Below are 19,165 nucleotides of genomic sequence, written 5' to 3' on the forward strand. Positions count from 1 at the left end.
TCTTTCTTCTTCTGGTGCGGCCGGAAGCTCAGGGCGACAGGCCGGTGGCGATGCGCTCCGTGTTGACGCGCATCATGGTCAGGTAGTCGGGGGCTCCCCCGGCAACATCCGTCAACGACTCCGTGAAGAGCTCGGTCACCGTGACCTCGACATCCGCCTCCTCGGCGAGCGCCTTCATCAGGCGGTCCGGTTGCGACGACTCGGCGAAGATCGTGCGCACGCCCGCCTCGTCGATCGCGGACACCAGGTCGGCGAGGTCGCTCGCGCTCGGGGCGGCAAGGGTCGTCCCGCCCGGGATGACGGCACCCACGACGCGGAATCCGAACCGGTCGGCCAGATAGCCGAACACGTGGTGGTTCGTGACCAGGGCGCGCTGCGCCTCCGGGATGGCCGCGAAGGCGGTCGTCATGTCGGCGTCCAGGACCTCGAGCGCCTCGCGGTAGTCGGCCGCGCGGGTGGCGACTGCGGCGGCATCCACTCCCGCCATCCCCTCGAGGACGGGGACGAGCGCGTCGACGACGGCGATGGTCTGCGCGGGGTCCGTCCAGAAGTGGGGGTCGTCCGCGCCACCGGCGTCGGTCGAGGTGTAGGGCAGCACATCGACCGCGTCGCCGGCGACGAAGGTCGCCACACCGGCGTCGGCCGCGGCGTCGAGGTGCTGCTGGAGCCCCTCCTCGAGCCCGAGACCGTTCGACACGACGAGGTCGGCCGCACGCAGGCGGGCCGCTTCGGACGCCGAGATCTCGAACGAGTGCGGATCGGCGCCCGGGCGCATGAGGGTGATCACCTCGATGTCGTCGCCGACGAGATTCGAGACGACGTCACCGAGGATGTTCGTCGACACCACGACGAGCGGACGCTCGCTCGCACCCGGGGCGCACGCCGTCAGCAGTCCCCCGGTGAGCAGCAGGGCGGCGGCGAGACGGAGAACCTTCATGTCAGCGCCCCGTCTCGGCGAAGAACAGCGGCGCGGAGGCGGTTTCGAAGTCGCGAGCGACGCGCGCGTCGTCGGCGAAGTCGATCTCCCACAGCCGTCGCTCCGCCGGACCGTTGAGGTAGGCGCGCTGCTGGTCCGCCACGAGGGTCACGGTGTGGCCGGCGGCGAGACTGGCCTCCACAAGGGGGACGGATGCCGCCCGCTGGGCGCCCGTCTCGCCGTCGAGCACCAGCACGCGACCGTCGGGGGTGAGGGCGAGCACGGTCGCGTCGGCATCGTCGACGGCGGTCACCTGCACGACGGGCTCGGGCACGGGCAGGAGGGTCCAGGAGCGGGCCCGGGTGTCGAGCATCCAGATGCCGGCGTCGCCGGCGAGGGCGGCGACGCGAGGACGTCCCTCACGGTTGGCGAAGGCCGTCGCCCGCGGCGCGGTCACGCCGTCCGGATAAGGGATGCGTTCGACGATGGGCTGCTCGTCCTCGACGCGGATCAGGAGCGCGCCGTCCTGGCATCCGATGATCGCCCCGACGCGGGTGGTGAGGGTCCCAGCGGCGGCCTCGCACGCGACCGGCTCACCCGTGGTGGCGCCGTCCGCCGTGTGCAGCGTCACTTCGTCGCCCGCGGCGACCGCTGCGAACGATCCGGCGGGCACGACCATGCCGGGTCCGGGTTCGCGTGAAAGACGGAAGGACTCCACGACCCGGCCCTTCGAGAGTGCCTCGGTGTCCAGCAGCACGGCGTCCCCGGACTCGGGGAAGAACACGCCCGTTCCGCCGGTGGTCGACGAGTTCGAGGTCGCGACGACCGCTGCGCCTGCGCCGTCCACGTCGCCGAGGACGCGCGCCTCGGCGCGGTAGTAGTGGAAGTGGTCGACGTGATCCCACGTCCACACCCCGCTGTCGACGACCGAGACGCCGATCTCGTCGATCGCGAAGAGGTAGCGACCGTCGCTGTGGACGGCGAGAGGAGCGCGGACCGTCCCGAGGTCGACCGTCGTCTCGTCGAGGAGGTCGAGGTGCGACACCCGGCCGTCGGCGTCGATCGAGGTGAGGCCGAGCGCCGGTTCGGCGAGCTCGGCGGCCCCGTCGATCGCGCCGTGGGTGTCGGGGGACGGCGGGGGCGCCGAACCGGTCGCGGCGCACCCGGTGAGCGCGACGGCGACCACGACGGAGAGGGCGAACAGACGGGGGGAGGAACGGTGGAGCATGAGGTCTTTCTGCGTCAGACGGGAACGGGATCGGGGGCGACCGCGCGTCGCCGGGCGGCGTCGACGGACGCGCGGAGTGCCCAGGACACGCCGGCGGCGGCGATCGCGGTGGCGGCGATGGTGGCGCCCGCCGCGGTGGCGGCATGCCACGAGACGAGGAGTCCCGCCCACACGGCAGCGGCACCGATGACGGCGGCGAGCGCCATGGTGGTGGGGATCCGCGCGGTCCACTGCCGTGCGGCGACGGCGGGAGCCACGAGCAGACCGACCACGAGCAGAGACCCCACGGCCTGGTACGACGCCACGACCGCGAGGGTGACCAGCCCCACCAGCACGATCTGCGCGACCCGCGGGGCGAGCCGCAGGACGCGGGCGATGCGCTCATCCACGGCGAGAGCCACGAGCGATCGGTGGAACACCACCGCCGCGACGACGCCGACCCCCGCGGCGACGAGGAGCACGACGAGGTCGTCGCCGCCGATCGCCAGGATGTCGCCGAACAGGATCGCCGTGGCATCCGTCGCGAAGCTGCCGGCGTGCGAGATCACGATGACCCCGAGCGCCAGCATCCCGACGAACAGCATCCCGATGCTCGTGTCGTACGACAGCCGCGCGCGCCGCTGTAGGACGCCGATGCCCAGGCTCATCACGACCGCGCTCGCGGCGGCGCCGAGAAGCACGGGCAGCCCCAGCAACGTGGCCAGTGCCACACCGGGGAGCATCCCGTGGGCGAGGGCTTCGCCGAGGAAGGCCATCCCCCGCACGATCACCCAGGTGCCGGCGACCGCGCACAGCAGGGCCACCAGAACCCCACCCGCCAGCGCACGCTGCACGAACTCGAGCGAGAAGGGATCGGTGAACCAGGACACGAGGCACGACGGTATCCATATTGAGAATGGTTCTCAAATTCATAGAATGGACGCCATGCCCCCGACCACCCCCTCCTCCCCCGTCGCCGCGCTCCGCGGCATCCGCGTGGACATCGGCGACGCACGCGCCGTCGACGGAGTGGACCTCGACGTCACCCGGAACGCCCTGACGGTGCTGGTGGGAGCGAACGGCTCCGGGAAGTCGACGCTGATCGAGGTGCTCGCGGGGGCGCGCACGCCCACCGCGGGCTCGATTCGCGTCGACGCGCGAGCGCGCGCCTTCGTGCCGCAGCGCGCCGCGGTCACGGAGCGCCTTCCGCTCACCGTGCGCGATGTCGTGACGGTCGGGGCATGGGGACGCGTCGGAGCGGTGCGCCGCCTCGATCGCGCGGCCCGAGCCGCCGTCGACGAGGCTCTCCGCCGCATCGGCATGGCGGCCCTGCATCGCCGACCGTTCGCCGCGCTCTCGGGCGGCCAGCGTCAGCGCGCGCTGCTCGCGCAGGGTCTCGCACGCGGTGCCGACCTGCTGCTGCTCGACGAACCGACGACGGCCCTGGATGCCATGAGCGCCGAGCTCATCCGCCGGGCGATCGCCGACGAGACGGCGCGCGGCACCGCCGTGGTCTGCGTGAGCCACGACGACCGGCTCATCGCGGAGGCCGACGTCGTCGTCCGGATGGATGCCGGACGGATCATCGGGCGGGAACGTGGCGGAGAACGCAGCAGGGAAAGCGAAAAGCCCCGGTCTCCCGAGGCTTTCGCTGGTGTTCGTGGTGGCGAGTGAGGGATTCGAACCCCCGAATGCAATGCAGTCTGATTTACAGTCAGATCCCTTTGGCCGCTTGGGTAACTCGCCAGGTGCGCACCCGCCCGGCTTTCACAGTCGACCGGAGGCGCGATCACCTACCTTACCCTCCCCGAGGGCATGCTTCCAACACGGGGCGGGGTCACTCCGGGATGCGCAGGAGCGCTCCCTCGCTGCGGCATGTCGCGGCGGCCACTTCCATCGCGCGGTCCAGGACGAAGCCCCAGGATGCCTCGTCTTCGGGCAGGCCGCCGCGCACGAGCGCGACGGTGGTCGAGAGCATCGCGTCGCCGCCGCCCATCGTGTCCACGATGGGGCCCGGCAGGTCTGCGATCCCGCGCGAGAGCGTCATCCCGCCCGCGTCGATCGCAGCTCCCCCGGCACCGTAGGTCGCGAGCACGGCATCCACGCCCAGGCCCGTCAGCTTCTCGCGCAGATCCTCGAGCGGGCCGCCGTACAGCAGCTGCGCGTCATCCTCGCCGACCTTCACCAGCTGCGCCCGAGCGGCTGCCTTCTCGAAGCCGCGGACGAACTCGTCACGGTCGTGCAGCATGCCCGCGCGGGGGTTCGGGTCGATCGCGAGTGACGCCGACGCCGAGGCCACGGCATCCACGAGAGCGTCGGTCTGCTCCGCGTCGTCGAAGGGGAAGCAGCTCACCACGACCATGGCGGCATCGGCCAGCGCCGCCCGCTCCGCGTCGCCGTAGTGGACGCGCCGGTTCTGCGCGGCGTCGTTGAAGACGTACTCCGGCTCGCCGCCGGCGGAGCGCGTGCTGACCGCGCGCGAGGATCCATGCTCGGAGGGACTCGCGAACAGCTCGACGTCGTACTCGGCGAGATAGGCGCGGATCTGCTCCCCCGCGGCGTCGTCACCGACCATCGCGATGAGGGAAGCGGGCACGCCCAAGCGCGAGAGGCCGACGGCGACGTTCAGGGCCGCGCCGCCGACGAACTCGCGCACGCCGGCGTCGTCGCGCAGCTCATCGATCAGGGCGTCGCCGATGACGACGACGCGGCCGCTCACCGTTCGACCCCGGCCGTCTCGAGCACGCGCTCGACGAACGCCTCGGTGCGGCGCTTGGTGCCGTCGATCTTCATGTCCACACTCCCGCGGATCTCGCTCGGCGCCAGCGGCATCGCCAGGCGCACGTTCTCGTGGCACGACAGGTCGGCGCACATGTACGTGCCGACCGTATCGCCGTGCTCCCCCGCGGCCCCCGCTTTGCGCGCCGTGAACAGCGCCACCTGATCGCCCGGCTGCATCGTGTGGCACAGGTTGCACATCGCCGACCGCGCCCGCGACTGCCCGTCGGCGACCCGCAGCACCACCCCGGTCGGTTCTCCGTCGCGCTCGGTCACGAGGTATCCACGTCCGCGGGTGCGAGGGTCGCGCCACGCGAAGAAGTCGAGGTGATCCCAGTCGGTCAGCAGGAAGTCGTGCGGCAGAGCCACGACCCGCAGCTCGTCCGGTGCGGCGTTGACGAACGCGTCGCGCACCTCGTTCTCGGTGAGTGCTCGCATGGCATCCGAGTCTACGAGCGCGCACCCCGCACCGGGCCGGAGTCGGCGACGGTCGGTAGAATCGCCGAATGGCCGACAGCTCATTCGACATCGTCTCCAAGATCGACCGCCAGGAAGCCGACAACGCTCTCAACCAGGCGCGCAAAGAGGTCGAGCAGCGCTACGACTTCAAAGGCGCCGACGCCTCCATCGAGTGGAGCGGCGAGGCGATCCTCATCAAGGCCAACTCCGAGGAGCGCGCGAAGGCCGTCCTCGACGTGTTCCAGACGAAGCTGATCAAGCGCGGCATCTCTTTGAAGAGCCTCGAGTCCGGCGAGGCGACCGCCAGCGGCAAGGAATACCGCATCACCTCGACGCTGAAGGAAGGCATCTCGCAGGAGAACGCCAAGAAGATCGGCAAGATCATCCGCGACGAAGGCCCCAAGAGCGTGAAGTCCCAGATCCAGGGCGACGAGCTGCGCGTGCAGTCGAAGTCGCGCGACGACCTGCAGGAGGTGCAGCGCCTGCTCAAGGCCGCCGACCTCGACGTCGACCTGCAGTTCGTGAACTACCGGTAACCACCTTCGAGGGAATGCCATGGCCGTTCGCGTCGATTTGAACATCTCGCTGGACGGCGTCGCCGCCCCGGCCGACCCCTCCCCGCAGAACCCGATGGGTGCCGACTGGGGACTGCTCGTCGAGGATTACATGGCGACGCGGACGTTCCGCGAGCGCGTGTTCGGCGATTTCTCCGGCTCCGGCACCACCGGTGTCGACGACCGCTACGCCGCGGCGTACTTCGACGGGATCGGCGCGGAGGTGATGGGGGCCGGGATGTTCGGCATCCACGCGTTCCCCGACGATCCCGACTGGCGCGGGTGGTGGGGAGACGACCCGCCGTTCCGCGTGCCCGTCCTCGTGCTGACGCACAGCGAACGCGCGCCGATCGCCTTCGCCAACGGCACCCGGTTCGAGTTCGTCTCGACGGGCATCGAGGATGCCGTGCGTCGGGCGGGCGAGCTGTCCGGCGGCGCCGACGTCCGCGTCGGCGGGGGCGTCGCGACCGTGCGATCCGCCCTCGCGGCCGGTCTCGTCGACCGGTTGCATGTCGCCGTCCGGCCGGTGATCCTGGGGCGCGGTACCCGGCTCTGGGATGACCTCACCCACCTCCACGCCCACTACCGCGTCACGTCGGAGGTCGCCGAGAGCGGCGTCGTCCACGTGACCTTCGAGCGGTGACGACGCCCGACGCTCTGCCACGGTGCCCGACGTGCGGCGATCCGCTGCGGTTCGAGGTGCTCGACGACGAACGCTTCCTCGTGGCGTGGTCCTGCGTGAGCTGTGGACTGATCCGGACGACCGAGCCCGGCTAGAGGCGCGGTGGGGCCGTCGAGGCCCGCGGGATGAGCGTCGGCATCGTGCGCTCGATGCGCGCCGCCGCGTCGGCATCCCACAGCATGTCCAGCGCGACCTCGGCGATCCGATCGAAGTGCGTGCGCACCGAGGTCAGGGGCACCGGAAGACGCGAGACGAGCGGGATGTCGTTGTATCCGACGATCGACAGGTCGGGACCGGCATCCAGGCCCATCGACTGCGCCACCGTCGACACCCCGACCGCGAGGTTGTCGTTGGCGGCGAAGACGGCGGTGGGGCGGTCGGGCCCGCCCAAGAGCTTCCGCGCCGCCTCGATGCCGTGATCGAGGCCGTAGCCGACGGCGAGGATCCGCCCGTCGCGCAGGGCGACGCCGGCTTCCCGCAGCGCGCGTTCGGCCCCCGCTCGGCGGTCGCGCCCGCTCGAGGTGAACCACGGGCCGGTGATGACGCCGATGTCGCGGTGACCGAGGTCGAGCAGGTGGCGCACGGCGAGGTATCCGCCGGTCTCGTCATCGCCCAGTGACGACGGACTCACCCCATCCGATCGCAGCGCGAGCACGTGCGCGATCCCGCGCTCGCGCAGAGAGGCGGGCAGGGCGTCGTCGAGACGCGCCGTCGCGAGGACCAGGCCGTCGACGCCGCGACCGAGGAGCGTCTCGGTGGCGCGGCGCTCCTCGTCGGCGTCGTCACCGCACGTCGCGACCACGGCGAAGTACCCGCGTCGGTGCGCCGCACGCTCGATCGCCTCGAACATCAGCGCCATCACGGCATCCGTCAGACGGGGCACGAGGACACCGATGGTGCCGGTGGCCCCCCGGCGCAGGCTCGAGGCCGACACGTTGCGCCGGTAGCCCAACTCGTCGGCGACCGCGCGCACGCGTTCGGCGGTCGCGGATCGCGAGCGCGGGGTCCGATCGTCGAGCACGCGGCTGACGGTGGAGATGCTGACCCCGGATGCCACAGCGACGTCCTTGAGCGTGACCACGTGCCGCGCCGCGGAATCGATGTCGACCATGGGCCCTCCCCCCGTCACGATACCCGTCCGATGCAATCCTTCCCGGGAACGATCCGAGAAAAGTCTTGACATGCGCCGCCGATCGACCGCACACTTGCGATCGTTCCCGCAAACGTTCCCATCCGGAGAACGCTCGACGAAGAGACGAAGGAGACGACGATGGTCCTCGACCTCCGCGGCCTGAACCCCGCCCCCGTTACCCCGTTCACCCCCGACGGCGATGTCGACTACGCCGCCATCCAGCGCCTCGGCTCGTGGCTGGGATCGATCGACGGGGTCAAGAGCCTCGTCGTCCTCGGACACGCCGGAGAAGGCACCTTCCTGACGGAGAAGGAGCAGCTCGACGTGATCCGCGCGTTCCGCGACTCGGTCGACGACCGGCTGCCGATCATCGCCGGCATCACCAAGGAGGGCAACCTCACCGCCGCGCTCGAGGCGAAGGATGCCGCCGCCGCGGGCGCGAAAGGCGCGCTCGTGTACCCCTCGCACGGATGGCTGCGCTTCGGCTTCCAGCCCGGCGCCCCGCAGACCCGCTACCGCGCGATCTGGGAGGAGTCCGGCCTGGAGGAGATCCTCTTCCAGTACCCCGACAACACCAAGGCCTCGTACGACCTCGACACCCAGCTCGAGATCGCTGGCCAAGAGGGTGTGAACCACACGAAGAACGGCGTGCGCAACATGCGCCGCTGGTACACCGAGATCCCCGCTCTGCGTGCCGCCTACCCCGAGCTCCAGGTGCTGTCGTGCCACGACGAGTACCTGCTCCCGACGATGTTCGACGTCGACGGTCTCCTCGTCGGCTACGGCAACATCGCCCCCGAACTCCTCGTGGAACTCATCGCCGCCGGCAAGGCACGCGACTACGCCGGCGCCCACGCGATCCACGAGCGCCTGCTCCCGGTGACGAAGGCCGTGTATCACCGCGGCTCCCACATGGAGGGCACGGTGGCCCTCAAGTGGGGCCTGGTGAATCGTGGCATCCTGGATCACGCCACCGTGCGCGAGCCCCTCCTGCCCCTGCCCGCCGGAGCCGACGCTGAGATCGCCGCCGCGTTCGCCTCCGCCGACCTGGGCAGCGTGGTCGTCCCGGCCTGACCCCCTCGGGGGCGGCCCCCGGGACGGCCGCCCCTCATGACCCATCTCGTCAATGACGACGGAAGGACCCACCCATGAGCGATCGCACCACCGCACGACCCCCCGCGACCCCCGGCACCGGTCACGGCCGCATCTCGACCGAGACCATCCGCAACCTCGTCGGCTCGCACGGCACACGCCGGACGTTCTGGCGCCGCCTCGCCCTCATCGGTCCCGCCTTCGTCGCGGGCGCCTGGCAGTTCGGCCCCGGCAACCTCACCACCGCGATGAACGCCGGAGCCCTCTACGGCTACACCCTGATCTGGGTGATCATCGTCTCGACGATTCTGATGATCTTCCTCACCGACATGAGCGTCCGATTGGGGATCCGCACGCCGGTGTCCCTGATCTCCTCGATCAAAGACACCTACGGCACCTGGGTCGGCGTCGCGGCCGGCATCGGGGTGTTCCTGATCACCCTGTGCTTCTCGGTCGGCAACGCCGTCGGTTCCGGTGTGGGGCTGTCGATGCTGATCCCCGGCACCTCGCCCGTGATGTGGACGCTCATCTGCACCGTCCTGGTGGGCACGATCCTGCTGCTGAAGAAGATCTACGGCGTCGTCGAGAAGATCCTCATCGCCATCGTCGCGCTCATGGCGTTCTGCTTCATCGCCTCCGCCTTCGCGTCGAACCCCGACTGGGCCGCCGCCGGAGCCGGGCTCATCCCCATCGTCCCCGGCGGAGCATGGCTGCTCATCATCGGTCTCGTCGGGACGAACTTCTCGATCAATGCCGCGTTCTTCACCTCGTACGGCACGAAAGCCCGCGATCGCGACGCGGGCGAGTACCGCGACATCACCGTCGTCGACACCATCCCGGGCATCGTCGCGCCCGGCATCATGACGGCCCTCGTGATCGTCGTCTCGGCGTCCGTGCTGGGCCAGACCGGAGCCGACACCCCGGCGGCCTTCACCGGCCTGGCGCGCATCTTCGAACCCGTCGCGGGTCCCGTGGGGGCGTGGATCTTCGCGCTCGGGTTCTTCGGGGCGGCGTTCTCGTCCATGATCCCGAACTGCATCGCCGGCGGCACCATGCTCTCCGACGCCCTCGGCCGGGGCCCCTCCTCCGAGACGTTGGCGGCGCGGCTGGGCAGCGCCTTCATCCTGGCGTTCGGTCTCGGAGTCACGATCGCCTTCTCCGGAGCCTCACCGGTGCAGCTCATCGTCCTCGCCCAGGCGCTGACGGTGCTGTTCGCCCCGATCCTGGCGGCGCTCATCATCGTGATGGCGAACAACCGCGATCTCATGGGCCCGCTGCGCAACCGCTGGTGGCAGAACGTGTTCGGCGTCATCGGCCTCGTCGCCGTCCTTGCCCTGTCCGTCCGGTTGATGGTGACCCTGATCGCGGGGTGAACATCACCCCGCCGTGAGCGGCCCCCGTCTGTGCGGACCGGGGCCGCTCTGCGTGGTCACTCGATGCCACCGATCATCTGGTCGATCTCGCGCTCGGTCTCACGCCCCATCGGGCGGTCCTCCTCGGGCGAGGGCATGTCGCTTTCGTCGTCGACCGTGGGGTTCTCGAACGGCTGCTTCTTCTCGTTGTCCATGATCCGATCGTCACACGCGCAGCCGATGCGGACGAGGGGCTTGCCTCACCCGCGGAGGCTGTCGTCGCGCCACTCCACGACGACCACCTCGCCGCGCGCGGCGCGTTCCTCGCGATCGCGGAGCTCGACCCGGCGGATCTTGCCCGAGATCGTCTTCGGGAGCTCCGCGAACTCGATGCGGCGCAGACGCTGGAAGGGAGCCAGATGCTCGCGGGCGAAGCGCAGGATCTCCAACGCGACCTCCTCGCCGGGTTCGTGTCCGGATGCCAGCACGACGTACGCCTTGGGCACCGACAACCGCAGATCGTCGGGGGCGGGCACGACCGCCGCCTCGACGACGGCCGGGTGCCCGATCAGCACGCTCTCCAGCTCGAACGGGCTGATCTTGTAGTCCGAGGACTTGAAGACGTCGTCCGTGCGGCCGATGTAGGTGATGCTGCCGGTGTCGTCGCGTCGCGCGACGTCGCCGGTGTGGAAGAGCCCGTCGGCGAAGGCATCCGCGTTCCGCTCCGGGTCGCCGACATACCCCGTCATGAGGTTCACGGGACGCGTCGTCAGGTCGAGACAGATCTCACCCTCGTCGGCCCGCTCGCCGGTGAGGGGATCGACGATCACCACGGGGCAGCCCGGGAGCGGCCGGCCCATCGAGCCGGGGACGAGCGGCGCGCCCGGCGTGTTCGCTACGATCGCGGTCATCTCGGTCTGGCCGTATCCGTCGCGGATGTCGAGCCCCCACGCGCGCTGCACGTGCGCGATGACCTCGGGGTTCAAGGGCTCACCGGCCGAGACCACTTCGCGCAGCGCGCCGCGCCGACCCGACAGCTCGGTCTGGATGAGCATGCGCCACACCGTGGGCGGCGCGCAGAAGGTCGTCACGCGATCGCGCTCGAGTTCGGCCAGCAGCCGCTCGGCCGAGAACCGCGAGTAGTTCAGCGCGAGCACGGTCGCCTCCGCGATCCACGGCGCGAAGAAGCAGCTCCACGCGTGCTTCGCCCAGCCCGGCGAGCTGATCGCCAGATGCACGTCGCCGGGCTCCAGCCCGAGCCAGTACATGGTGCTGAGGTGCCCGACCGGGTACGACACGTGCGTGTGCTCGACGAGCTTCGGCTTCGAGGTGGTGCCCGAGGTGAAATACAGCAGCAGGCGGTCGTCGGCGGTCGTCCCCGGATGCCGTGCCGGCGGCGCCTCCGCGCGGAACGCGTCGTCGTAGCGCGCCCACCCCGGCCGCGGCTCACCGACGATGATCCGACCGAGGTCGGTGGGCGTACCGTCGAACTTGGCGGCATCCGCTGCTCCCACGATGACGTGCCGGATCTCGGCGCGCTCGATCCGGTCGGCGAGGTCTCCCGGTCCGAGCGCCGTCGTGGTCGGCGCGATCACACCGCCGAGCTTCATGATCGCAAGCATCGACTCCCACAGTTCGACCTGGTTGCCGAGCATCAGGAGCACCGCGTGCCCCTTTCGGACGCCCCGGGATGCCAGCCACGCCGCGAGCTGATCCGAACGCCGGGCGAGCTCGTCGAACGTCCGCTCGTGGTGCGTCTCATCGTCGTCGACCACGATCAGCGCGGGTCGATCGTTGCCGCGCGCCATCGGGTCGAACCAGTCGATGGCCCAGTTGAAGGGTCCCTCGATGCGCGGCCACACGAACGACGCCGCACGCTCGGGATCGGTTCGGGCCGCGAGCAGTCGGTCGCGCGCCGCGCGGTACTGCTCGGTGGGGGTGGTCGAGGTCATGGGGCTCCTTCGCTCGCCTTCTACGCTAGCCACCCCAGCCACCGGTCGAGCGTCGCGTAGGCGGCATCCCTCGCCGTCGGCTGCGACAGGAACACGTCGTGGAGCGCCCCGTCGATGCGGGCGATCGTCACCTCGCGGGCGATGCGGGTGGCGGCGCGGGCGATGTCGTCGACGACGAGCACCGAATCCGACGAGAGCATCGCGTCGCTCCATGACAGCGCCGAGGTCGACCGCGCCGACAGCAGAACGAGCGCCGGGCAGCCGACCTCGACCCCGGATGCCACCCGCGCGTGGCCCGCGACCACGGCGGCGAGCCATCCCGGATGCGTCGGGAAGCCGCGCGGGGGACGCCACCCCTTCGGGCTGTCGGGGAGTGTGCCGACCTCGCGCTGCGCGCGGGTGTAGAACCCGAGGTCGACCGCGGGATGGGCGCCGAGCGGGTCGATGCGGGCACGGGCGTTGAGGATCGGCGCGAGCGCCTGCCGTCCGAGGGGCCCGAGCTGGAGTTCGAGCCAGGGACTGTTCAGAACGACGGCGTGCGCGCGGCCCGGGTGTCGCGCCGCCCACAGCGTCAGGGTCAAGCCGCCGGTGCTGTGGCCGAGCAGCACGAGACGCCGCCCGTGGGCCTCGGCGCCCATGGCATCCAGGGCCGCCTCGATGTCGGCGTCGTACACGTCGAGGGCGGCGACGTACCCGCGCGTCTGCCCCGCGCGGATGCTGCGGCCGTACTTGCGCAGGTCGAGCGCGTGGAACCGCGCCCCGCGCTCGGTGAAGAACCGCGCGAGACCGGCCTGGAAGAAGTAGTCCGACCAGCCGTGCACGTACAGGACGTCGACCTCGCGCCACGCCCCGAACAGCCGCGCACCGGGGTGGGGCATGGCCCGCACGAGCGTCGCGACGACCTCGCCCTCGTCGTCCGCGCCGAGCGGCAGGGTCCGCTGCTCGAACCCGTCGCCGAGGATGTCCGGATGCCACTCCCCCATGGCGCCAGCCTAGGGCGACGGCATCCATCCGAGGAGAACAGGCACCCTCGGCCCCGGCGCCGCCTGTGCCGGGCTCCGGCGCCGCCCGTGCCGGGCTCCGGACAGATTGCGGTGGAACTGCCTCAACGGTTCCCGTTCGGCCCCGTTGCCGCCCGTTGCTCCGGAGTCCGGCACGGCGTCAGCGCGTCGCGCCGGCGTCCTCGCGCGCCGCGCGCTCCTTGGCCCGCTCCAGCGCGCGCGTGCGCGCGGCGCGGGCGTCTTCCTCGAGCTTCTCGGCTCTCGCCTCGTCGCGCGTGAGATTGACGCCGGTCTCGGGGTCGAACAAATGCAGCGAATCGGGCGAGAACCACAGGCGCGCGGCATCCCCGGCACGGATGGCGCTCATGGCATCCAGCGCGACGACGAGCTCGGTACGCAGGCTCTCGCCGTCCAAGTCGCGGTCGAGCTCCGAGAGCTTCTCCTTCACCGTCGCGTCGGTCTCGTAGGGGACGTAGGCGTAGAGCACCTCGCCCAGCCACTCGGTCATCTCGATGTCGAGTTCGGCCGTCACCCCGCCCGTGAGGTCGCGTTCGGTGGCGTTTGCGTCCTCGAACGCGTCGGGGCGCACGCCGACGATGACCAGGTCGCGGCCCTCGACAGCGGCACGCAGCCGATCGTCGAGGGGCACGTCGGCGAACGGCAGGCGCAGCACGTCGCCGTCGACCGTGCCGCTGAGGAAGTTCATCGGCGGCGAACCGATGAACCCGGCGACGAAGAGGTTCACCGGCTGGTCGTACAGTCCGCGCGGGCTCGCGACCTGCTGCAGCTCGCCGCGACGGAGCACCGCGACGCGGTCGCCGAGGGTCATCGCCTCGGTCTGGTCGTGGGTGACGTACACGGTGGTGATGCCGAGCGAGCGCTGCAGCCGCGCGATCTCGGTGCGCATCTGCCCGCGCAGCTTCGCGTCGAGGTTGGACAGCGGCTCGTCGAAGAGGAACGCACTGGCGTTGCGGACGATCGCGCGTCCCATGGCCACGCGCTGACGCTGGCCGCCCGAGAGGTTCGCGGGCTTGCGCTCCAGGTGCTCGTCGAGCTCGAGCAGCTTCGAGGCGCGGCGCACGCGGGCGTCGATCTCCTTCTCGTCGACGTCGCTGGACTTCAGTCGCATGGGGAAGGCGATGTTCTCGTACACGGTCAGGTGCGGGTAGAGCGCATAGTTCTGGAACACCATGGCGAGGTTGCGGTCCTTCGGCGCCTTGTCATTGACCACCTCGTCGTCGATCCGCAGCTCGCCGTCGGAGATGTCCTCGAGACCGACGATCATCCGCAGCAGCGTCGACTTGCCGCACCCCGAGGGGCCGACGAGGATGACGAACTCGCCGTCGGCGATGTCGAGATCGACGCCCTTGACCGCGGTGAAGCCGTCGTCGTACGTCTTGACGATGCGGTTGAGAGTGATGGATGCCATGGAATCTCTCCTCTAGCCCTTGACGGCGCCCTGCGTGAGACCGGACACGATCCGGCGCTGGAAGATCACGACGACGATGACGATGGGGATGGTGACGACGATCGCCGCGGCGGAGATCGCGCCCGTGGGCTCCTCGAACTGCGAGGCCCCGGTGAAGAACGACAGCGCCGCCGGCACCGGGCGCGCGGCATCCGTCGATGTCAGCGAGATGCCGTAGACGAAGTCGTTCCACGCGATGAAGAACGCGATGATGGCGGTGGTGAAGACGCCCGGCGCCGCCAACGGGACGACGGTCTTGCGGAACGCCTCGAACGGAGTCGCCCCATCGACCTGCGCCGCCTGCTCCAGCTCCCAGGGGATCTGACGGAAGAACGCCGCGAGCGTCCAGATAGAGATCGGCAGCGTCAGCGACAGGTACGGGATGATCAGCCCGAGCCACGTGTCGTAGAGGCCGATCGCGCGCCACAGGTTGAACAGCGGCGTCACGATCGACACGATCGGGAACACCGAGACCGCGAGCGCCGTCGTCAAGATCACACGCTTGCCCGGGAAGTCCAGCCGCGCGATCGCATAGGCGCACAGCGTCGCCAGCACCACGGCGATGAACGTGGCGATGAGCGAGATGCCGATCGAGTTGCGCAGCGCCGGAAGGAAGAGATCCTGTGCGCTGCCGCCCGGGGCGAGGATCGTGGCGTAGTTGTCGAGCGTCCACTCCTCGGGCAGGAGCGTCCCCGAGAACAGTCCCGCCGGCGTCTTGAACGATGTCATCGCGATCGAGAAGACCGGGAACAGCGACCACACCAGGACGACGGCGATGATCACGATCCAGGCGATCCGCTGGGGCCAGGTCATCGCGCGCATCAGGAGTTCCTTCCCGCGGACAGGTCGACTTTGAAGCCCTTGATGAAGATTCCGGCGATGATCAGGACGCTGAGGAACAGCAGCACGGAGATGGCTGACCCGAGGCCGATCTCCAGGCGCCCGATCGAGGTGTTGTACGCCAGCAGCGACAGCGCCTCGGTGTCGTTGGCGCCGGCGGTCATGATGAAGATGTTGTCGAAGATGCGGAACGCCTCGAGCGTGCGGAACAGCACCGCGACCATGATCGCGGCCTTCATGTTCGGCAGGATCACGCGGCGCAGGACCTCCCACGCGGTTGCGCCATCGACTTTCGCGGCCTCCTCCAGATCGCCGGGGACCTGAGCGAGACCGGAAAGGAGCAGGAGCGAGATGAACGGCGTGGTCTTCCACACCTCGCTGAGGATGATCACGGTCAGCGACGTGCCCTGGGAGGCGAACCAGTTGAGGTTCTCATCGAACCCCGGGATCCACGACAGCCAGTTGTTGACGTAGCCGCCGGAGTTGATGTCGAAGGCGTAGAAGAAGGCGAACGCCGAGACGACGGTGATGATGCCGTAGGGCACGAGGATCGCGGTGCGCGCGAAACCCCGCAGCTTCTTGATCGCGCGGTGCATGACCAGCGCGAACCCGAAACCGATGACGAGCTCCAGCAGCACCGTGACGACGGTGATGAAGAGCGTGACGCCCATCGACTGCCAGAACGCCGGGTCACCGAGGATCACCGCATAGTTGCGGAACCAGATGAACTCGCGGTCGTCCGGGGCCGTCAGGCGCAGGCTGAACAGCGAGTCCCACAGTGCCTGCACGATCGGGTACAGCGTGACCAGCAGCATGATGCCGAACGCCGGGCCCGCGAGCATCCACCCGAGGCGGGCTTCGGCGCGCGCACGGTCGGATCGGCGCTTCTTGTGCTTCGGCGCGGAACCAGCGGGGTCTTCGTCGGCCCGGACTTTGCCGGCCGCGGCGATGTCAGCGGTCACAGCAGCCTCTCCCCTCTGAGCACCGCGAGGATGAAGTCGGTGGACGTCTGCGGCGTCGTGTCGGGGTTCACGGCGTTCGGCGGATGCCACGTGCGCTGCAGCCCGATCGAGATCTCGTTGTAGTACGGCGTCTGGGGCCGCGGCGCGCCGAGGTCGAGCGACTCGCGGATCGTGTCGGCCATCGGGAACTTCTCCTGCACCTCGGGGTCGTCGTAGGCCGCGGTGTTCGAGGGCGGGTTGCCGTTGGTGACGAAGTACTGCGCCTGGTTCTCGGGGCTGACGATGCACGCCACCGCCTGCCAGGCGAGGTCGGTGTGCTCGCTGTACGCGCCGACACCGAGGTTGATCCCCCCGACGGGCGGGGCGGCGGGCGTCTCGGCATCCACCCGCGGGTAGACGGCCCACCCGAGATCCTCGACGACCTCGGGGGCGGCGCCCTGCATCGCGGGGTAGACGAAGGGCCAGTTGACCATGAACGAGCCGTTCTCGCCCTGGAAGAGGTTCATGCTGGCGTTCTCGTCGGCCGTGGGAAGTCCCGATCCACCGAGACCGGACGAACCGATCCGGCCGATGATGTCGGCCGCCGCGCGACCGGCGTCGGTGTCCAGCCCGAGGCGCATCTCGTCGGGCCGGGCATCCGGATCCTCGAGGATCTCGCCGCCCGCTGACGCGACGAGCGCGTTGATCCACACCGTCATCGACTCCGCGAGCGCGCCCTGCACGCCGAGTTGCTTGTCCTGGTCCTCAGCCACCTGGATGATCTGGTCCCAGGTGACCGGCTGGGTCATGTCGAGCCCCGCGGCCTCGGCGACGGACGTGCGGTACCACAGCAGCTGCGTGTTGGCCCAGAACGGCACCGTGACCAGCTCCCCGTCCCAGCTCGCCGACTCCACTGCGCCCTGCACCACGCCCTCGGTGTTCTGCAGGTCGTCCGGGACGGGAGCGAGGAACCCCGGTTCGGCAAGCTCGGGGATGAACGGCGGGTCCAGGCTCATGATGTCGAGCGAGCGGTCGCTGGCCGCCAGGCGTCGTGCCAGTTGCTCGCGCTGCGACGCCGCGTCTCGCGGCAGGAGCGAGGTCTCAATCTGATAGGCCCCGTCGGCGGCTTCGGTGCAGGATGCCGCGATCTCGGCCTGACCGCCGTCGTCGGGGTTGATGTACCACGTGAGGACCGGAACATCGTCGCTCGCGGAGCATGCGCCGAGGGTGCCCGCCAGGACGACGGCACCGGCCCCGGCCACGATCCGTCTCACCCTTGGCATCCGGCCCCCTCGCCTCGGTGCACGGGCGCTCGTTGCCCGGCGTCGTCCACCCCATCCTGCCGAGGGGGCTCGGATGCGGTCGGGAGGGTTGCCTCCGGCGGAGGTCGGGTGTAATCGCGCGCGGGGTGGGACGCGGGTTACTCGCCGCGCGAGACCCGGATCATCTCGTCGCGCGGGACGACCTTGATACGAGCCCGCTCGTGCGGAGCACCGAGAGCGATCTCGTGCGCGTCGAGGCGATGCCAGCCCTCGAGGTCGGTCCAGCGCACACCGCGCTCGGCCAGGAGCGCCGGGATGGCCTCCTCCTCCGGGTGGGCCGGCCGCCACCACTCGCTCTGGTCGTTGATGACGTGGCGCACCGTCTCCATGGCATCCGACTTGGTGTGGCCGATGAGTCCGACGGGGCCGCGCTTGATCCAGCCGGTGGCGTAGACGCCAGGGACACGCTCGTTCGTGTCGTGGTGGAGCACCTGGCCCTCGTGGTTGGGGATGACCCCGTGGCGCTCGTCGAAGGGGACGTCCTTCAGCGGCGACCCGAAGTACCCCACCGCGCGGTAGATCGCCTGGACCGGCACCTCGCGGATCTCGCCGGTACCGACGACACCGCCCTCGGCGTCGGGCTTCGTGCGCTCGTACCGGAACGCGGCGACGCGACCGTCGGCATCCTTCACGACCTCGAGCGGCTTGGCCCAGAAGTGCAGGTGCAGGCGGCGAGAGGCTTCTCCGCCCGCGTTGTTCACGCCGGGGCGCGTCCGCCACTCCTGCAGCACCCGGTCGATGACCTTGACCTGCTTGTTGGTCTGGATGGCGGTGAGCGAGGCCTCGTCGTAGTCGAAGTCCTCGTCGTACACGACCATGTCGACGTCGCGCAGCTCGCCGAGTTCGCGCAGCTCCAGCGGGGTGAACTTCACCTGCGCGGGGCCACGGCGGCCGAACACGTGCACGTCCGTGACGGGCGAGGCCTTCAGCCCCTCGTAGACGTTCGCGGGGATCTCGGTGGGGAGCAGGTCGTCGGCGTGCTTGGCCAGGATGCGCGTGATGTCGAGGGCGACGTTGCCGTTGCCGATGACCGCGACCGACTCCGCCTCGAGCGGCCACTCGCGCGGCACGTCGGGGTGACCGTCGAACCAGCTGACGAAGTCCGCGGCGCCGTAGGATCCGACGGCGTCGATGCCCGGGATGTCGAGATCGGCGTCGCGGATCGCGCCCGTGGAGAAGATCACGGCGTTGTAGTGCTGTTTGAGGTCGTCGAGGGTGATGTCCTCGCCGAAGCGCACGTTGCCGAAGATGCGGATGTCGCCGCGGTCGAGGACTTCGCGCAGAGCCGTGATGACGCCCTTGATGCGTGGGTGGTCCGGGGCGACGCCGTAGCGCACGAGACCGTAGGGAGCGGGGAGCTGCTCGAAGAGGTCGATCGACACGTCGAACTGCCGCTCGGCCTTCAGCAGGATGTCGGCGGCGTAGATGCCGGCGGGGCCGGCGCCGACGATGGCAAGGCGCAGCTTCAT

20 protein-coding genes and 1 tRNA gene are annotated in these 19,165 nt (G+C 70.0%); 6 read left to right on the forward strand and 15 right to left on the reverse strand.

Annotation, left to right across the window (positions count from 1 at the left end; genetic code table 11):
• Positions 1 to 28: 28 nt before the first annotated feature.
• Genes aztC through aztB form a run of 3 tightly spaced genes read right to left on the reverse strand, consistent with a single transcriptional unit; the run spans position 29 to position 3,013 of the window.
• Complete coding sequence (aztC, locus tag LL239_RS13735) at positions 29 to 937, reverse strand: zinc ABC transporter substrate-binding protein AztC (protein WP_228164006.1); 909 nt, start codon at positions 935 to 937, stop codon at positions 29 to 31.
• Position 938: 1 nt separating this feature from the next.
• The gene (locus LL239_RS13740) at positions 939 to 2,144 is read right to left on the reverse strand and encodes an ABC transporter (RefSeq protein WP_228164007.1); all 1,206 of its coding nucleotides are present in this window, start codon (positions 2,142 to 2,144) and stop codon (positions 939 to 941) included.
• Between the two features lie 14 nt (positions 2,145 to 2,158).
• A complete protein-coding gene (gene aztB, locus LL239_RS13745; protein ID WP_228164008.1) occupies positions 2,159 to 3,013 on the reverse strand; it encodes a zinc ABC transporter permease AztB in 855 nt (284 codons plus the stop codon).
• A 55-nt stretch (positions 3,014 to 3,068) separates the two neighbouring features.
• Between aztB and aztA the strand changes: the two genes are divergently transcribed.
• Positions 3,069 to 3,797 carry a zinc ABC transporter ATP-binding protein AztA gene (gene aztA, locus LL239_RS13750; RefSeq protein ID WP_228164009.1) on the forward strand — a complete coding sequence of 243 codons (729 nt, stop codon included), beginning with the start codon at positions 3,069 to 3,071 and terminating at the stop codon, positions 3,795 to 3,797.
• On the opposite strand, the gene LL239_RS13755 is transcribed toward aztA, so the two are convergent.
• The 3 genes from LL239_RS13755 to LL239_RS13765 form a co-directional block, all read right to left on the reverse strand.
• Positions 3,785 to 3,869, reverse strand: a tRNA-Tyr gene (locus LL239_RS13755). The two genes, aztA and LL239_RS13755, sit on opposite strands and share 13 nt — an antisense overlap.
• Positions 3,870 to 3,960: 91 nt before the next feature.
• The gene (locus tag LL239_RS13760) at positions 3,961 to 4,842 is read right to left on the reverse strand and encodes a PfkB family carbohydrate kinase (protein ID WP_228164010.1); all 882 of its coding nucleotides are present in this window, start codon (positions 4,840 to 4,842) and stop codon (positions 3,961 to 3,963) included.
• Entirely contained in the window at positions 4,839 to 5,339 is a 501-nt protein-coding gene (locus tag LL239_RS13765; protein ID WP_228164011.1) for an FBP domain-containing protein, read from the reverse strand. Before LL239_RS13765 ends, LL239_RS13760 begins: the two co-directional genes overlap by 4 nt.
• A 68-nt stretch (positions 5,340 to 5,407) precedes the next feature.
• Between LL239_RS13765 and LL239_RS13770 the strand changes: the two genes are divergently transcribed.
• Genes LL239_RS13770 through LL239_RS13780 form a run of 3 tightly spaced genes read left to right on the forward strand, consistent with a single transcriptional unit; the run spans position 5,408 to position 6,691 of the window.
• Entirely contained in the window at positions 5,408 to 5,896 is a 489-nt protein-coding gene (locus LL239_RS13770; protein ID WP_228164012.1) for a YajQ family cyclic di-GMP-binding protein, read from the forward strand.
• Positions 5,897 to 5,915: 19 nt separating this feature from the next.
• A complete protein-coding gene (locus LL239_RS13775; protein WP_228164013.1) occupies positions 5,916 to 6,557 on the forward strand; it encodes a dihydrofolate reductase family protein in 642 nt (213 codons plus the stop codon).
• The gene (locus tag LL239_RS13780; protein ID WP_228164014.1) at positions 6,554 to 6,691 is read left to right on the forward strand and encodes a hypothetical protein; all 138 of its coding nucleotides are present in this window, start codon (positions 6,554 to 6,556) and stop codon (positions 6,689 to 6,691) included. Before LL239_RS13775 ends, LL239_RS13780 begins: the two co-directional genes overlap by 4 nt.
• On the opposite strand, the gene LL239_RS13785 is transcribed toward LL239_RS13780, so the two are convergent.
• Positions 6,688 to 7,707 carry a LacI family DNA-binding transcriptional regulator gene (locus LL239_RS13785; RefSeq protein WP_267189255.1) on the reverse strand — a complete coding sequence of 340 codons (1,020 nt, stop codon included), beginning with the start codon at positions 7,705 to 7,707 and terminating at the stop codon, positions 6,688 to 6,690. The genes LL239_RS13780 and LL239_RS13785 overlap by 4 nt on opposite strands.
• Before the next feature lie 159 nt (positions 7,708 to 7,866).
• Here LL239_RS13785 and LL239_RS13790 point away from each other — a divergent pair, with 159 nt between their 5' ends.
• Together LL239_RS13790 and LL239_RS13795 are read left to right on the forward strand one after the other, a co-directional pair.
• Positions 7,867 to 8,802, forward strand: coding sequence for a dihydrodipicolinate synthase family protein (locus LL239_RS13790; protein WP_228164015.1), 936 nt, complete (start codon positions 7,867 to 7,869; stop codon positions 8,800 to 8,802).
• Between the two features lie 74 nt (positions 8,803 to 8,876).
• Positions 8,877 to 10,193 carry an Nramp family divalent metal transporter gene (locus LL239_RS13795; RefSeq protein ID WP_228164016.1) on the forward strand — a complete coding sequence of 439 codons (1,317 nt, stop codon included), beginning with the start codon at positions 8,877 to 8,879 and terminating at the stop codon, positions 10,191 to 10,193.
• Positions 10,194 to 10,249: 56 nt separating this feature from the next.
• Here LL239_RS13795 and LL239_RS13800 read toward each other — a convergent pair whose 3' ends face one another.
• The 8 genes from LL239_RS13800 to LL239_RS13835 form a co-directional block, all read right to left on the reverse strand.
• Positions 10,250 to 10,387, reverse strand: coding sequence for a hypothetical protein (locus tag LL239_RS13800; protein WP_228164017.1), 138 nt, complete (start codon positions 10,385 to 10,387; stop codon positions 10,250 to 10,252).
• Positions 10,388 to 10,432: 45 nt separating this feature from the next.
• Positions 10,433 to 12,124: an AMP-binding protein gene (locus tag LL239_RS13805; RefSeq protein WP_228164018.1), complete on the reverse strand. Its 1,692-nt coding sequence runs from the start codon at positions 12,122 to 12,124 to the stop codon at positions 10,433 to 10,435.
• 20 nt (positions 12,125 to 12,144) lie between these two features.
• Complete coding sequence (locus LL239_RS13810) at positions 12,145 to 13,107, reverse strand: alpha/beta hydrolase (protein WP_228164019.1); 963 nt, start codon at positions 13,105 to 13,107, stop codon at positions 12,145 to 12,147.
• A gap of 178 nt (positions 13,108 to 13,285) precedes the next feature.
• Complete coding sequence (locus LL239_RS13815) at positions 13,286 to 14,554, reverse strand: ABC transporter ATP-binding protein (RefSeq protein ID WP_228164020.1); 1,269 nt, start codon at positions 14,552 to 14,554, stop codon at positions 13,286 to 13,288.
• Positions 14,555 to 14,566: 12 nt separating this feature from the next.
• Positions 14,567 to 15,415 (reverse strand): carbohydrate ABC transporter permease, encoded by an 849-nt coding sequence (locus LL239_RS13820; RefSeq protein WP_308218586.1) that lies wholly within the window; start codon positions 15,413 to 15,415, stop codon positions 14,567 to 14,569.
• Positions 15,415 to 16,395 (reverse strand): carbohydrate ABC transporter permease, encoded by a 981-nt coding sequence (locus tag LL239_RS13825; RefSeq protein ID WP_374197639.1) that lies wholly within the window; start codon positions 16,393 to 16,395, stop codon positions 15,415 to 15,417. The genes LL239_RS13820 and LL239_RS13825 overlap by 1 nt, the downstream gene beginning before the upstream one ends.
• A complete protein-coding gene (locus tag LL239_RS13830) occupies positions 16,392 to 17,657 on the reverse strand; it encodes a sugar ABC transporter substrate-binding protein (RefSeq protein ID WP_228164021.1) in 1,266 nt (421 codons plus the stop codon). The genes LL239_RS13825 and LL239_RS13830 overlap by 4 nt, the downstream gene beginning before the upstream one ends.
• A 137-nt stretch (positions 17,658 to 17,794) precedes the next feature.
• A complete protein-coding gene (locus LL239_RS13835) occupies positions 17,795 to 19,165 on the reverse strand; it encodes an FAD-dependent oxidoreductase (protein ID WP_228164022.1) in 1,371 nt (456 codons plus the stop codon).

Origin of the sequence: Microbacterium testaceum (assembly GCF_020781835.1) — a bacterium.
Classification (GTDB): domain Bacteria; phylum Actinomycetota; class Actinomycetes; order Actinomycetales; family Microbacteriaceae; genus Microbacterium; species Microbacterium testaceum_H.

What these genes read in the sequence shown, in the direction of transcription:
- aztC (WP_228164006.1), bottom strand. Translation starts at nt 937, where the DNA reads ATGAAGGTTCTCCGTCTCGCCGCCGCCCTGCTGCTCACCGGGGGACTG.
- LL239_RS13765 (WP_228164011.1), bottom strand. Translation starts at nt 5,339, where the DNA reads ATGCGAGCACTCACCGAGAACGAGGTGCGCGACGCGTTCGTCAACGCC.
- LL239_RS13820 (WP_308218586.1), bottom strand. Translation starts at nt 15,415, where the DNA reads ATGCGCGCGATGACCTGGCCCCAGCGGATCGCCTGGATCGTGATCATC.
- LL239_RS13740 (WP_228164007.1), bottom strand. Translation starts at nt 2,144, where the DNA reads ATGCTCCACCGTTCCTCCCCCCGTCTGTTCGCCCTCTCCGTCGTGGTC.
- LL239_RS13810 (WP_228164019.1), bottom strand. Translation starts at nt 13,107, where the DNA reads ATGGGGGAGTGGCATCCGGACATCCTCGGCGACGGGTTCGAGCAGCGG.
- LL239_RS13770 (WP_228164012.1), top strand. Translation starts at nt 5,408, where the DNA reads ATGGCCGACAGCTCATTCGACATCGTCTCCAAGATCGACCGCCAGGAA.
- LL239_RS13790 (WP_228164015.1), top strand. Translation starts at nt 7,867, where the DNA reads ATGGTCCTCGACCTCCGCGGCCTGAACCCCGCCCCCGTTACCCCGTTC.
- LL239_RS13795 (WP_228164016.1), top strand. Translation starts at nt 8,877, where the DNA reads ATGAGCGATCGCACCACCGCACGACCCCCCGCGACCCCCGGCACCGGT.
- LL239_RS13775 (WP_228164013.1), top strand. Translation starts at nt 5,916, where the DNA reads ATGGCCGTTCGCGTCGATTTGAACATCTCGCTGGACGGCGTCGCCGCC.
- LL239_RS13835 (WP_228164022.1), bottom strand. Translation starts at nt 19,165, where the DNA reads ATGAAGCTGCGCCTTGCCATCGTCGGCGCCGGCCCCGCCGGCATCTAC.
- aztA (WP_228164009.1), top strand. Translation starts at nt 3,069, where the DNA reads ATGCCCCCGACCACCCCCTCCTCCCCCGTCGCCGCGCTCCGCGGCATC.
- LL239_RS13830 (WP_228164021.1), bottom strand. Translation starts at nt 17,657, where the DNA reads ATGCCAAGGGTGAGACGGATCGTGGCCGGGGCCGGTGCCGTCGTCCTG.
- LL239_RS13800 (WP_228164017.1), bottom strand. Translation starts at nt 10,387, where the DNA reads ATGGACAACGAGAAGAAGCAGCCGTTCGAGAACCCCACGGTCGACGAC.
- LL239_RS13815 (WP_228164020.1), bottom strand. Translation starts at nt 14,554, where the DNA reads ATGGCATCCATCACTCTCAACCGCATCGTCAAGACGTACGACGACGGC.
- LL239_RS13805 (WP_228164018.1), bottom strand. Translation starts at nt 12,124, where the DNA reads ATGACCTCGACCACCCCCACCGAGCAGTACCGCGCGGCGCGCGACCGA.
- LL239_RS13785 (WP_267189255.1), bottom strand. Translation starts at nt 7,707, where the DNA reads ATGGTCGACATCGATTCCGCGGCGCGGCACGTGGTCACGCTCAAGGAC.